The 12,987-nt window shown below is 36.9% G+C and carries 12 protein-coding genes; 6 read left to right on the top strand and 6 right to left on the bottom strand.

The genetic code is table 11. The features are described from left to right. Positions 1–13 precede the first annotated feature (13 nt). A complete protein-coding gene (infC, locus tag K9M53_RS11265; protein ID WP_224014914.1) occupies positions 14–589 on the bottom strand; it encodes a translation initiation factor IF-3 in 576 nt (191 codons plus the stop codon). Positions 590–632: 43 nt separating this feature from the next. Next, the gene (gene thrS / locus K9M53_RS11270; RefSeq protein WP_224014916.1) at positions 633–2,573 is read right to left on the bottom strand and encodes a threonine--tRNA ligase; all 1,941 of its coding nucleotides are present in this window, start codon (positions 2,571–2,573) and stop codon (positions 633–635) included. A gap of 125 nt (positions 2,574–2,698) precedes the next feature. On the opposite strand from thrS, the gene K9M53_RS11275 reads away from it, so the two are divergent. Together K9M53_RS11275 and K9M53_RS11280 are read left to right on the top strand one after the other, a co-directional pair. Beyond that, complete coding sequence (locus tag K9M53_RS11275) at positions 2,699–3,817, top strand: hypothetical protein (RefSeq protein WP_224014918.1); 1,119 nt, start codon at positions 2,699–2,701, stop codon at positions 3,815–3,817. A 66-nt stretch (positions 3,818–3,883) separates the two neighbouring features. Next, positions 3,884–5,005: an esterase-like activity of phytase family protein gene (locus K9M53_RS11280; protein ID WP_224014920.1), complete on the top strand. Its 1,122-nt coding sequence runs from the start codon at positions 3,884–3,886 to the stop codon at positions 5,003–5,005. Between the two features lie 2 nt (positions 5,006–5,007). Here K9M53_RS11280 and K9M53_RS11285 read toward each other — a convergent pair whose 3' ends face one another. Further along, a complete protein-coding gene (locus K9M53_RS11285; protein WP_224014922.1) occupies positions 5,008–5,469 on the bottom strand; it encodes a GNAT family N-acetyltransferase in 462 nt (153 codons plus the stop codon). A gap of 354 nt (positions 5,470–5,823) precedes the next feature. Here K9M53_RS11285 and topA point away from each other — a divergent pair, with 354 nt between their 5' ends. Continuing rightward, entirely contained in the window at positions 5,824–8,163 is a 2,340-nt protein-coding gene (topA, locus tag K9M53_RS11290) for a type I DNA topoisomerase (RefSeq protein WP_224014924.1), read from the top strand. Between the two features lie 3 nt (positions 8,164–8,166). On the opposite strand, the gene K9M53_RS11295 is transcribed toward topA, so the two are convergent. Further along, entirely contained in the window at positions 8,167–8,901 is a 735-nt protein-coding gene (locus K9M53_RS11295) for a glycosyltransferase family 25 protein (protein WP_224014926.1), read from the bottom strand. A 193-nt stretch (positions 8,902–9,094) separates the two neighbouring features. Here K9M53_RS11295 and K9M53_RS11300 point away from each other — a divergent pair, with 193 nt between their 5' ends. Genes K9M53_RS11300 through K9M53_RS11310 form a run of 3 tightly spaced genes read left to right on the top strand, consistent with a single transcriptional unit; the run spans position 9,095 to position 10,842 of the window. Further along, positions 9,095–9,997, top strand: a complete 903-nt coding sequence (locus K9M53_RS11300) for a transglutaminase-like domain-containing protein (RefSeq protein ID WP_224014928.1) — start codon at positions 9,095–9,097, stop codon at positions 9,995–9,997. Further along, the gene (locus K9M53_RS11305; protein ID WP_224014930.1) at positions 9,994–10,287 is read left to right on the top strand and encodes a DUF952 domain-containing protein; all 294 of its coding nucleotides are present in this window, start codon (positions 9,994–9,996) and stop codon (positions 10,285–10,287) included. The genes K9M53_RS11300 and K9M53_RS11305 overlap by 4 nt, the downstream gene beginning before the upstream one ends. Positions 10,288–10,320: 33 nt before the next feature. Beyond that, entirely contained in the window at positions 10,321–10,842 is a 522-nt protein-coding gene (locus tag K9M53_RS11310; RefSeq protein WP_224014933.1) for a methylated-DNA--[protein]-cysteine S-methyltransferase, read from the top strand. Positions 10,843–10,862: 20 nt separating this feature from the next. Here the strand turns inward: K9M53_RS11310 and K9M53_RS11315 are convergent, their stop codons facing one another. Next, positions 10,863–11,369, bottom strand: a complete 507-nt coding sequence (locus tag K9M53_RS11315) for a cytidine deaminase (protein WP_390686642.1) — start codon at positions 11,367–11,369, stop codon at positions 10,863–10,865. A gap of 81 nt (positions 11,370–11,450) precedes the next feature. After that, positions 11,451–12,971: a signal peptidase I gene (lepB, locus tag K9M53_RS11320; RefSeq protein ID WP_224014935.1), complete on the bottom strand. Its 1,521-nt coding sequence runs from the start codon at positions 12,969–12,971 to the stop codon at positions 11,451–11,453. Between the last annotated feature and the right edge of the window lie 16 nt (positions 12,972–12,987).

Raw genomic sequence — 12,987 nt, forward strand, 5'->3', positions numbered from 1 at the left:
TCAATACAATTATTTATTTTTTCTTTTGACTTTTAGGAGCCAGCATCACCTGCATACGCTTACCTTCCATCTTAGGCATTCCTTCTAATGCACCAATATCTTTTAAGCGATCTGCAAATTTTAATAATAATAATTCTCCTCTTTCCTTGAACATGATAGCGCGCCCTTTAAACTGTACATGTGCTTTTACTTTATTACCATCCTGCAGGAATTTCTCTGCATGCTTGGTTTTAAATTCAAAGTCGTGATCGTCTGTATTGGGAGTAAAGCGAACTTCTTTTACCTCACTGGTTTTGGAATTTGCTTTTACTTCCTTTTCCTTCTTCTTTTTATCGTATAAGAATTTGTTATAGTCGATGATCTTACAAACAGGGGGATCTGCGGTGGGAGATATTTCTACAAGATCGAGCGCTTGATCCTGTGCCATCTTTAAAGCTTCCTGCGTAGGATAAACACCTACTGTTACATTATCGCCAACCAAACGTACCTGCGGTACTCTGATCATGTGGTTGGTACGGTGTTCCTGTTGTTGTTCTTTTCTGAATCGAGGGTTAAAGCCACCTCTGTTTTGATTCGGTATAAATGCCATTAATAGATTTTAGTTAAAAATTTTGTTTTAAAGTTATACAAATTTATTCAAACGCCTTTCGGCTTGCTACTTCTTCCCTGATCATTTCAATAAATTCAGCAATAGTTTGTACTCCGATATCACCTTTCCCCTGCCTTCTTACTGCTGCTTTGTTTTCATTTACTTCTTTTTCTCCGATCACTAACATATAAGGGATCTTGGCCAGTTCAGTATCACGTATCTTTTTTCCTATCTTCTCATTTCTGTCATCAATCTCTGCACGAATATCTGCATTTTTTAGTTGCTGCAAAACATTTTCGGCATAAGGCAAAAATTTATCGCTGATAGGCAAAAGCTTTACCTGGGTTGGTGTTAACCATAATGGGAATTTACCGGCGCAGTGCTCTGTCAATACAGCAATAAAACGCTCCATGCTTCCAAAAGGCGCACGGTGTATCATTACAGGACGGTGCTTGGCATTGTCTTCTCCAATATAAGTAAGATCAAAACGTTCCGGCAAATTATAATCAACCTGTATCGTTCCTAATTGCCATTTACGACCAATGGCATCACGCACCATAAAATCTAATTTAGGACCGTAGAAAGCAGCTTCGCCATATTCAATCACCGTATTCAATCCTTTCTCTGCAGCGGCTTCTATAATTGATTGCTCTGCAATAGTCCAGTTTTCTTCACTGCCAATGTATTTGCTTCTGTCATCTTTATCACGCAAAGAAATCTGCGCAGTGTAATCTGTAAAGCTTAATGATTTAAAAACATATAACACCAGGTCGATCACTTTTTTAAATTCCTCTTTCACCTGTGATGGCATGCAAAATAAATGCGCATCATCCTGGGTAAATCCTCTTACCCTTGTTAAACCGTGTAACTCGCCATGTTGCTCATAACGATACACAGTTCCAAACTCCGCCAAACGTAAAGGCAGGTCTTTATAACTACGTGGCGATGTTTTATAAATTTCGCAATGATGCGGACAGTTCATCGGTTTTAAAAAGAATTCCTCCCCTTCCTGTGGTGTATGAATCGGTTGAAAACTATCCTTGCCATATTTTTCATAATGCCCGGATGTTACATATAAATTTTTATGCCCGATGTGTGGAGTAATTACCGGAAGATACCCCGATTCAATTTGTGCTTTTTGTAAGAACTGCTGTAAACGTTCACGCAACATAGCGCCTTTGGGCAACCATAAAGGCAAACCCATTCCTACTTTCTCAGAAAAAGCAAATAATTCCAACTCTTTTCCCAGTTTACGGTGATCACGTTTCTTTGCTTCTTCCAATAAAACCAAATATTCATCCAATTCTTTTTGCGATGGGAATGTTACACCATAGATACGTGTCAACATTTTATTTTTTTCATCACCCTTCCAGTAAGCACCGGCAATATTGGTTAGTTTGATCCCTTTTATAAACCCGGTATTAGGAATATGCGGACCACGACATAAATCGGTAAAATTGCCTTGAGTATATAAAGTGATGTTGCCATCTTCCAGGTTACTTAACAGGTCTAATTTATACTCATCGCCTTTTTCAGTAAAATAATTTATTGCATCTGTTTTAGAGATCTCTTTTCGTTGAAACACCTCATTTTGTTTTGCCAATTCAGCCATTTTCACTTCCAGCTTGCGCAGATCTTCTTCTTCGATTTTATTATCGCCCAGGTCAATATCATAATAAAAACCCGTTTCCAATGGCGGACCAACCCAAAACTTAACGCCCGGGAACATTGATTCAATAGCTTCTGCCATTAAATGCGCAGAAGAATGCCAAAAGGTTGATTTCCCTGCAATATCATTCCAGGTTAATAATTGTACCGATGAATCTGTATTAATTGGTCTGCTCAGATCCCATATCTGCCCGTTTACATTCGCAGCCAACACTTTTCTTGCCAAACCTTCGCTAATAGATTTTGCAATATCATAAGAAGTTGTTCCTTGCTGATATTCTCTTATCGAACCGTCCGGCAGTGTGATCTTTATCATATTTATATCTCCGTATTAGAGGCGCAAATTTAACGAACTATTAGCGAAGGAAAAATATATCTAAAATAACTTTGTTATTGCTCTGTAACCTCGTATTATTGATGATCAAGAAGATGACAAAGACAATGATGAAAAGAATACTTTCCTTTTTTTTACTACTATTATTATTACACTGTGCAGATGGGCAAACTAAAAATTCGCCTGCATCAAAAAATAAAACAGCTACAGGAGCCAAACTGTTCAATGGACAATGGAGAGGTTTTTTTAATTCAAACGGTGACATAGTGACTACTGGCGAAGGAAGTACAGAATACGTACTGGAATTAGAAGTAACCGGTGCTTTAGTATCGGGCTTTTCATACAGTTATTTTGAAAACAGGTCTTACTATACTATTTGTTCCGTTGATGGCAGGTATGATAAAAAAACGAAAACAGTAACTGTAACAGAAACTGCACGTATCAAAGGTTTAACGCCTCCTGGCTGGCAAGACTGTTTGCAAACTCATATTCTCACTTACCAAAAAGATGCAAAAGGAGAAACACTTAATGGACGATGGAAAATGGCACCCGGACAAATAGGTGATTGTGGTTTTGGAAGAACCACCCTGGTAAGAAGAATGCTGAAAAAACAAATTACGGCTTACAATAAACCTAAAACCAACAGCACTGTTTTTACAGCTCCTAAAAAAGTTACTCCAAAAGCCCCTGCCCCTACTGATATTGCTATTAATAAACCAAAAACACCCACACCTAAGATCGCACCCAAACAGGATCCTGTTATAACGGCACCGTCAACAGATATTGTAGTTACTCCACAGGATAAAAAACCATACGATAATACCTCTGATGGTATAAAGAAAGATCCTACTCCCGATATACCGGATGATGGTTTTGAAAAAAGATATACAGATATTTTAAAAACAGTAGAGATACATAATGAAACCATCCGCATTGACCTGTATGATAATGGAGTGATCGATGGTGACAGCATCTCACTTTTTTATAACGACCGTTTATTGCTGGCGCATCAACGCCTGAGCGAAAAACCTATTACGATCACATTAAACGTAAACACTAAAACAACCAACGAACTGACCATGTATGCAGAGAATTTGGGAGAGATTCCTCCGAATACTGCATTAATGATCGTAACAGATGGAACGAACCGATACGAAGTACCTATTAAATCGGACCTAAAAAGCAGTGGTGTAATTCGTTTTGTATACGCTCCAAAATCGCAGTAGCTATCTTGCCGTTTTAATAACAATTGATTAGCTGTTTTATAATATAAGCACTGTAGCTTTACGTTAATGAAATATTTTTTACTGCTTAGTTTAATTATTACCAATGCTTGTTTTGCGCAGCAAATTGAAACGAGTGTTTCTCAATTAAAATTTGTTGGCGAATATGATCTGCCGAATGCTTTACAATATAAAGGAACCACAGTCGGCGGCTTATCAGGAATAGATTACGATGTAAAGCAGAATGTTTATTATTTGATCTCTGATGATAAAAGCGAAAAAAATCCAGCAAGGTTCTATACTGCAAAAATTCACTTTACGGATAAAACATTTGACAGCGTTCAATTAACGGCTGTTAAATCATTATTAGATAAAGAAGGAAGAGTTTATCCTAATGCAAAACAAGATGCTTTTCATACGCCTGATCCGGAAGCCATACGATACAACCCTTTAAAAGATGATCTTACCTGGACAAGCGAAGGTGAACGAAAAGTAAAAACAGGAGATACTGTTTTAGAAAACCCAGCCATCACTATTATTAATAAGCAAGGTTTGTATAAAGATATCTTTACATTACCTGCTAACATGCTGATGAATAGTGATGATAAAGGTCCAAGAGATAACGGTGTTTTTGAAGGATTATCATTTGCTGATAATTTTAAAAATGTTTTTGTCAGCGTAGAAGAGCCGATATACGAAGATGGGAAACGTGCTGATAATACAGATTCGGCATGGATACGGGTTTTAAAGTTTGATAACACCACGCATCAGCCTATTGCTCAATATGCATATCAAATAGATCCTGTGCCTTATCCTGCCACTCCTGCAGATGCATTTAAGATCAATGGCGTATCCGATATACTTTATATAGGCAATGATAAGCTATTGGTTTTAGAAAGAGCTTACTCAACGGGAAGATTTACCTGTAATGTAAGATTGTATTCAGCAGATCTAAAAAATGCAAGCAACGTATCCAATATTATTTCTTTAGATAAACAAAAGCCGTTTATCCCTTTACAGAAACAATTGTTATTAAACTTTGATTCTTTACATCGTTTTATCGATAATATAGAAGGTGTAACAGTAGGTCCGAAATTATCTAACGGACATCATACTTTATTATTTGTTAGTGATGATAATTTCTCTAAGTTGGAAAGAACTCAATTTTTATTATTTGAAATAATCCCATGATCTTATAAAGTAATTCGATAAGAATAGAATTCGTCATCGGGTTTTTGTTTTTCAAATCCTATTTTTTTATACAAGCTTTGAGCAGTGTAATTATCTGTTGCTGTTGATAGCTCTACAAATTTTGCTCCGCCTGCTTTAGCAAAATCCATGGCCGTTTTTATCAGCAACTCTCCTACTCCTTGTTTCCTGTAAGCCGATTTTACATAGAGATCATTCAATATCCAGTTTTTGCTCGTACGTACAGAAGAATAAGTTGGATATAATTGAGTGAATCCTGCAGGAATTGTTTTGTTATTCTCTATTACCAATGCAAGAAAGATCACAGATTCATTATTATTCAATCGCTCCTCAATAAATTGCTTTGCCAATTCTATATTAGATGCCTGCTTATAAAATATCCTGTATTGATTGAACAACTCAATTACCAGATTACTTTCTGCGATACTTATTCTTCTTATTTCCATTACCGAACTATATTAATTACAAAAATCCCACAAATCTCCGTTCAGACAAAAACAAAAAGCCGGAGAATGAACTCCGGCTTTGTAAATAATACACTCATGGTTGAGGTATAGGTACGGTAAATTATTAACGGAGAAACTGTATTTTTTATTTTAAAAATGCACGAATAAATATGATTTTAATATGAAAGTAGAGGAAGAAAAATTTTGATATTTCAATTTTAGAGTAATATTGCATCAAATTCATTAAAGAAGGATTGCATGGAAAATGCACTCTTATGTGAGAATAATTTAATTTTTCGCACTATTGAAAACGCAACCACAGAGCCGGTTATAACGATAAATTGTAAACTGATTATGGCAAAAAACCTCTTAATAGTAGAGTCTCCTGCAAAAGCAAAAACCATTGAAAAAATTCTTGGTGACGACTTTGAAGTGAAAAGTTGTTACGGTCATATTCGTGACCTGGAAAAGAATGAAATGGGGATCGATATTAAAAATAATTTTGAGCCCCGATATATTGTTCCTGAAGAAAAAGAAAAAGTAGTTAAAGAATTAAAAAGCCTGGCAAAAAAATCTTCGGAAGTTTGGTTAGCATCGGATGAGGACCGTGAAGGAGAAAGCATCAGCTGGCATTTGGCTGAAGTGCTGGGATTGGATCCTAAAACCACCAAGCGCATTGTTTTTCACGAGATCACTAAACCTGCTATTCAAAAAGCAGTACAAAATCCACGTATCATTAATATGAATTTAGTGGATGCACAGCAAGCTCGTCGTGTGTTGGATAGAATTGTAGGATTTGAATTAAGTCCTGTATTATGGAGGAAGATCGGCATGAAAGGTGGCTTGAGTGCCGGGAGAGTGCAAAGTGTAGCGGTGAAATTAATTGCTGAAAAAGAAAGACAGATCAACCAGTTTGTTCCGGAAAGTTCTTTTAAACTGGAAGCAATTTTTGCAGCCAATGATATTAATAATAAAGCAGTAAATTTTAAAGCAGAAGGCGGTAAATATAATTCTTCAGAAGATGCAGAAAAATTTTTACAAAGCTGTATCAATGCAAAATATACCGTAAGAGATATCCAGGTAAAACCCGGCAAACGCACACCGGCGGCACCTTTTACAACTTCTACCTTACAACAGGAAGCCAGCAGGAAATTAGGGTATGGCGTTAGCAAAACCATGTTGCTGGCACAAAAATTATACGAAAGCGGTAAGATTACTTATATGCGTACCGACAGCGTTGCATTGAGTGAAACAGCTGTTGATAATATTAAAAGTGAGATTGTATCGAGCTTTGGCGATAAATATTTACAATTGCGCCAATACAAAAACAAAAATGAAAGTGCGCAGGAAGCGCATGAGGCCATTCGTCCTACATACATGGAGAACAGAACTTCTGACGATGCAGATACGAATAGATTATATGAGCTGATTTGGAAAAGAACCATTGCATCCCAGATGAGTGATGCTGAGTTGGAGAAAACAATTGCGAAGGTCAATATCAGTACTAATAATCAAGACTTAACAGCAACCGGAGAAGTATTGAAATTTGATGGCTTTCTGAAAGTTTATATGGAAAGTAAAGATGACGACGATGAAACCGAAGAAAATGAAGAAGGTCGTTTACCTAATTTAACGGTTGGACAGGTATTGGATTTTAAAGAAATGCTGGCAACAGAAAGATTCACGAAACATTCAGCCCGCTATACAGAAGCTTCGTTGGTAAAGAAACTGGAAGAATTGGGAATTGGTCGCCCGAGCACATACGCCCCTACTATTTCTACTATTATTAAAAGAAGCTATGTTGAAAAGAGAGATAAAGAAGGTATAAAAAGAGAATACCGTGTGCTGAAATTGAAGAATAATAATATTGAAAAGAAAACTGAACAGGAAAATACCGGCGCTGAAAAATCTAAATTGTTTCCTACGGATCTGGGATTAGTGGTTACTGATTTTTTAAACCAGCATTTTGATAAAGTGATGGATTATTCTTTCACTGCTAATATTGAAGAAGAGTTTGATGAAATCGCCGTTGGCAAAATGAAATGGCATGATATGGTGGAAGAATTTTACACGCCTTTTCATAGCGGTGTAGAACACACGCTGGAAAATGCTGAGCGTGCCAAAGGTGAGCGTGCCTTAGGTACTGATGAATCAAGCGGCAAACCAATTATTGCAAGAATGGGGCGCTATGGACCAATGGTACAAATTGGTTCTGCAGAAGATGAAGAGAAGCCACGCTTTGCAAAATTAAAAGCCACGCAGAGCATTGAAACCATTTCGCTGGAAGAAGCGTTGGACCTTTTTAAACTGCCACGTAACCTTGGTCAATTTGAAGATAAAGATGTAACAGTAAATATTGGTCGCTTTGGGCCTTATGCTGCACATGACGGCAAATTTTATTCCTTGAATAAAGAAATGGATCCTTATACGATTGAGTTGGAAGAAGTAGGTCCGATGATTGCAGAGAAGCGCCAGGCAAAGGAAGAACGTACCATCAAAATATTTGAAAAAGAAAAAATACAAATTCTTCGTGGGCCTTATGGACCTTATATCAAACAAGGTTTACGCAACTATAAATTAAATAAAGAGCAACAGGAGAAAGCTGCCGACCTAACCATTGAAGAAGTAAAAGCTATCATTGAAGAGCTGAAAGCTAATCCACCTAAAAAAGTAGCGAGAAAGAAAAAAGCATAAGGTCTATTTAAACCACCTGCTGATATACATTTTATAGAATTTCTGGCTTAGCCATTGAAACCTGCGCCATGTTGTTCTTTTATTGGATGAGATGGTTGCAGACATTAAACCATTATGCGATCCTTGTTCTGTAAAAGGCGGATGCGCCCAATACATGGTGATGACTTTATCCGTTATCAAGGTATTCATCCAAAGATCTATAACAGTAAAACATTTATTCGTCTTCAAATATTCCAATATATTTTTAGCACCCTGAAGATCTATTAAATAAGCGCCGGCACAACGGGAAATAGAAGCTTCGTATATGCGTTTATCCTTTTTTAATTTCCAAACAGATGGAAACCTGAGATTGGTATTTTCCAAAGAGATAATAAATCCGGGCGGCAAATGATCTGCTTCGTTTGCAATTTCTGTTACTTTTTTAGAAAAATCTCCCAGGAAAAATACATCATCTTCAAATATCAAAGCATATTTGTTCTTATTCTTTACAACGTTCTCATAACAAAATATCTGGTTGAGCGTAAGTGAAACAACACCTTGCCGCAACACACTTTTGATCTCCGGAATAAAATACTTGCTTAATAATTCCTCTGTGAATAATGAGGGATCTCCATCGCTTACAAATTCAAACTCAAGCTTGTTTTGAGCAAACAATTTTTTTATATGCGCTTCCTGCATTTCATATCCTTTCTTTGCATGAACCACATACACACCTTCGATGCCTGCTTCTTTTAACATAGTACCCTATTCAGAATTTTATAAGTGAACAAAATTAAGTGAAGTAATGCGTAGCTCAAAAATCTATAACTAAGCGGCTTCCTTACGCTCTTTGTTCTTCAATATCGGATTTTAATGTTTTACTATCATCGTACCTGTTGCTCATTCAAAAGTTAATAACGCTTGTGGAAAATTTTAACATCGTTATATAAATATGAATAACGAAATTCAATTTAAAATCCCACTTTTGGTAGAGAACAAAGAGATAACAGCCCTTTTTCATTTAATAGATGACCCCGATGAGGAGGTCTATAATACCATCAGCGATAAAATAATATCGTTTGGAAAAGGTATCATTCCTAATCTCGAACATCTTTGGGAAAATACCACCAGCGAAGATATCCAGGAACGTATTGAAACGATCATTCATAAGCTTCACTTTCGTGATCTTACGGATGATTTTATGAATTGGAAAGTAGGCAGCAATGAATTATTGCAAGGCGCTTTGCTTACTGCCCAATATCATTATCCTGATATGAACGGCACGCAACCGTTACAGGAATTAGAAAAACTGCGTCGCAATATCTGGCTGGAATTAAACAGCTATCTAACCCCACTTGAACAAATAAATGTTGTAACAAGTATTTTGTACAATTATTACAAGCTACGTGGAGTTGAAATTGCTTATACACAACCCGAAGATTTTCTAATCAATAAAACACTGGAGACTAAAAAAGGAAATGCTATCTCCAATGGTATTATTTACCTGATACTTTCCGAATTATTGGACATTCCAGTAAAAGCGATCAACATTCCCCGCCAATTTATATTAGCTTATTTCGATCCACATTACGAGATCATGAACCCGGGCGGTCACGCATCCGAAAAAATAAATTTTTATATCGATCCTTTGAATGGACAGATCTATTCTCATAAAGACGTAGAGAATTACTTCAAGCGCATTTCTGTGCCTCCTACTACTTCTTACTTTAAGCCGATGAATAATCGCCGCATTATCCAGTTCTTATTAGAAGAGCTGGCAAAATGTTTTGATAACGACCGTAACCGTTACAAAATGAATGAACTCATTTCCTTATCTAATTTACTGGATCCATGATCTATCATGTAGTTAGCGAACCTACTTGGAAAGCAGCGTTGGATAAAGGTTTTTACGAAGCACCTTCGTTAGCAACGGAAGGCTTTATTCATACCAGCAAACAAGAACAGGTAGCAGGCGTATTACAACGCTATTATAAAGACCAACCTGATTTATTGCTGCTTCATATCGATGAAAGCAAATTAACAGCGCCGCTCAAGTACGAATTGGCTCCTTCGGTTAACCAGGAATTTCCTCACATTTATGGTCCCTTGAATTTAGATGCAGTGATAAACATTACAACTATTTAAAGTGTTGATATAAGTGTAAATTTGATAACTCGAATGAACACAGAAATCATATACTATAAATCTCCCGTTGGCATTCTTGAAATAAAAAGTGAGAACGAGTTTATTTCTGCTATTCTTTTTGTGAACTCCTGGAAAGGAAAAAAAATGGAAGAAAGCAGCATTACGTTTGCAACTCCTTCTTCTAGTGTTATTAAAACTGCTATAAAGGAACTCGATGAATATTTTGCAGGAGAACGAAAAACGTTTTCTTTTACAATGCAACAAAACGGTACCGAATTTCAACAAAAAGTATGGAATGAATTATTGAACATCTCTTATGGCAAAACCATTAGCTACCTGGAATTAAGCAAGCGTATCGGAAATGTAAAAGCTATTCGTGCAGCAGGAACTGCCAATGGAAACAATAATATCTGCATTGCTGTTCCATGTCACAGAGTAATTGGCAGCGACGGAAGCCTGGTAGGCTATGGCGGCGATCTGTGGCGAAAAAAATGGTTGCTGGAGCACGAAGCAAAGTTTGGAAACGGAGTACTTAATTTATTTGATAATGGATAGTTCTAAATCTTAATTATTCATCAGGATCTCAGATCATTACCGCCAAAAGCCAAAGGCAATAACTGACTTGCTTTTTCCAACACAATCACTTCTCCTGTTAGTCCGGATAATATTAAACGAATAGGATGCTTTGTTCTTTCTTCATACTCCAATAAGCTTTGCCTGCAGATACCACAAGGAGATACAGGCTCATTACTTTTCCCGTTTTTATTATCATAGCTTATAGCAATGGTATCAACTGATTGCCCCGGATAACGGGAAGCAATAGACGATAATAAAACTCTTTCCGCACAAATTCCCACAGGATAAGATGCATTTTCCTGGTTGGTACCGACTACCGTTTCACCGTTAGATAATTTTGCCACTGCGCCAACATGAAAGTTTGAATAAGGTGCATAGGCATTTTTTGTAACCTTCCTGGCTTCATTTAATAATGCGTTGTCAGCTGCATTTAATTCTTTATCAGAAGAATGAACATCAAACGAAAAATGAAATTCTTTTTTACTCATAAATACCATTTTAGACAAAAAATCCTCCCGGCATTGCTGCCGGAAGGACTACCGATCCATATTTTGAAGTTACAAATTAAATAACAGAGTTTCCAAAAATTATTTTATCACGTTGAAAAGCCGTTTCCAACGGATACCATTCTCAACGCTGAACCATATTAAAGAAGCTTTTCCTACCACATGATCTTCCGGCACAAACCCCCAATAACGGCTGTCCAATGAATTATGGCGATTATCTCCCATCATCCAATAATAGTCCATTTTAAAAGTGTAGGTGGAAGCTTCCTGCCCATTTATAAATACTTTGCCCTCTCTGTTTCCCAGCTTATTGCCTTCGTACACTTCAATACAGCGTTGGTAGCGTATTAAATTATCAGCCGTAAGCTGAATGGTAGTGCCTTTTTTAGGTATCCATAATGGACCATAATTATCAGCGCTCCAGTGTTTAGCAGTGTCATAATAAGGAAAAAGATCATTGGCCACCGGCATTATAAAATTCTGGATCGTATAGCCTTCCGGTAATTTCAGGTTTGCCTTTTCCTGGTTTGTTACGTTGGTGAGTTGTGCCCCATCGTCTGTAAATCGTATATCACCAATGCTTTCATCATCTCTTACATTAATTCCAAATTCGCTTAATTTATCCTTGTCCAGCCCCACTCCTTTTGGACCGGTTATTTTATAATACCTTTCTGATTGAGGAAATACTTCCTGCGGTTTGCCATTAATATAAACGATTCCGTTAATTACCTGCAAGCTATCGCCTGCTACAGCTACACAACGTTTAATAAAGTTTTCTCTTTTATCAACGGGTCTTGTAATAATAATATCGCCGAACTCTTGCCATACTTTATCCCTCCCCATTTGTCGCACTGCTTCATAATACGTTCTTTTAGAACCATAATTCTCTTCGTCATTGATCAACGTATCATTAACAGGAAAATTAAACACTACTACATCATTTCGTTTTACAGGTGTTGCAAACCATCTTGTATAAGGCAGATGGATCCATTCTACATAAGATCTTATATTGATACCGGGAATGGTATGATGCACAAAAGGCATAGCTATTGGCGTATTAGGGATACGTGGACCATAAGACATTTTGCTTACAAACAAAAAGTCGTTTACCAATAACGTTTTCTCCATTGAAGGAGTTGGAATGGTATAAGCTTCAAAAACAAATATGCGTATCAAAGTAGCAGCAACAACAGCAAATACACCCGCGTCCACCCATTCTCTTACAGCAGATTTTTTATACAACTTAACTCCGTCCGGTCCAATGTACCTGTCTTTCTTATTCGTTCCTATATATATCAAATAAGCAAATCCAAAAAAAACTGTAGCTGCATGCTGATAAAACTTATACTTACCAAAGCATTTTACAAATTCTATCAAGATCAACAGGCTAAAAAACCAGCCTGCAACAGGAACAAATTGCGCAAAGAACCACCATTTAGGTTTTTTGGCTGTTTCAAGAAGTACCCATGTATTGTAAAAGGGAATAAACGCTTTCCATGTAGGAATACCTGCTTTTTGAAACATTTTGGATAATCCAAATGCAGGAAGCAATACAATAACTAAAGCAATAATAATTAACACAAAAAGTTGATGTGAACTCATCAGCAGGGTATTTTTA

The sequence above is a fragment of the Ferruginibacter albus genome (genome assembly GCF_020042285.1).
GTDB lineage: Bacteria > Bacteroidota > Bacteroidia > Chitinophagales > Chitinophagaceae > Ferruginibacter > Ferruginibacter albus.

Coding starts and splice junctions, on each gene's coding strand:
- infC (WP_224014914.1), bottom strand. CDS start 589: ATGGCATTTATACCGAATCAAAACAGAGGTGGCTTTAACCCTCGATTC.
- K9M53_RS11305 (WP_224014930.1), top strand. CDS start 9,994: ATGATCTATCATGTAGTTAGCGAACCTACTTGGAAAGCAGCGTTGGAT.
- K9M53_RS11275 (WP_224014918.1), top strand. CDS start 2,699: ATGATGAAAAGAATACTTTCCTTTTTTTTACTACTATTATTATTACAC.
- K9M53_RS11295 (WP_224014926.1), bottom strand. CDS start 8,901: ATGTTAAAAGAAGCAGGCATCGAAGGTGTGTATGTGGTTCATGCAAAG.
- K9M53_RS11300 (WP_224014928.1), top strand. CDS start 9,095: ATGAATAACGAAATTCAATTTAAAATCCCACTTTTGGTAGAGAACAAA.
- K9M53_RS11310 (WP_224014933.1), top strand. CDS start 10,321: ATGAACACAGAAATCATATACTATAAATCTCCCGTTGGCATTCTTGAA.
- lepB (WP_224014935.1), bottom strand. CDS start 12,971: ATGAGTTCACATCAACTTTTTGTGTTAATTATTATTGCTTTAGTTATT.
- K9M53_RS11280 (WP_224014920.1), top strand. CDS start 3,884: ATGAAATATTTTTTACTGCTTAGTTTAATTATTACCAATGCTTGTTTT.
- thrS (WP_224014916.1), bottom strand. CDS start 2,573: ATGATAAAGATCACACTGCCGGACGGTTCGATAAGAGAATATCAGCAA.
- K9M53_RS11285 (WP_224014922.1), bottom strand. CDS start 5,469: ATGGAAATAAGAAGAATAAGTATCGCAGAAAGTAATCTGGTAATTGAG.
- topA (WP_224014924.1), top strand. CDS start 5,824: ATGGCAAAAAACCTCTTAATAGTAGAGTCTCCTGCAAAAGCAAAAACC.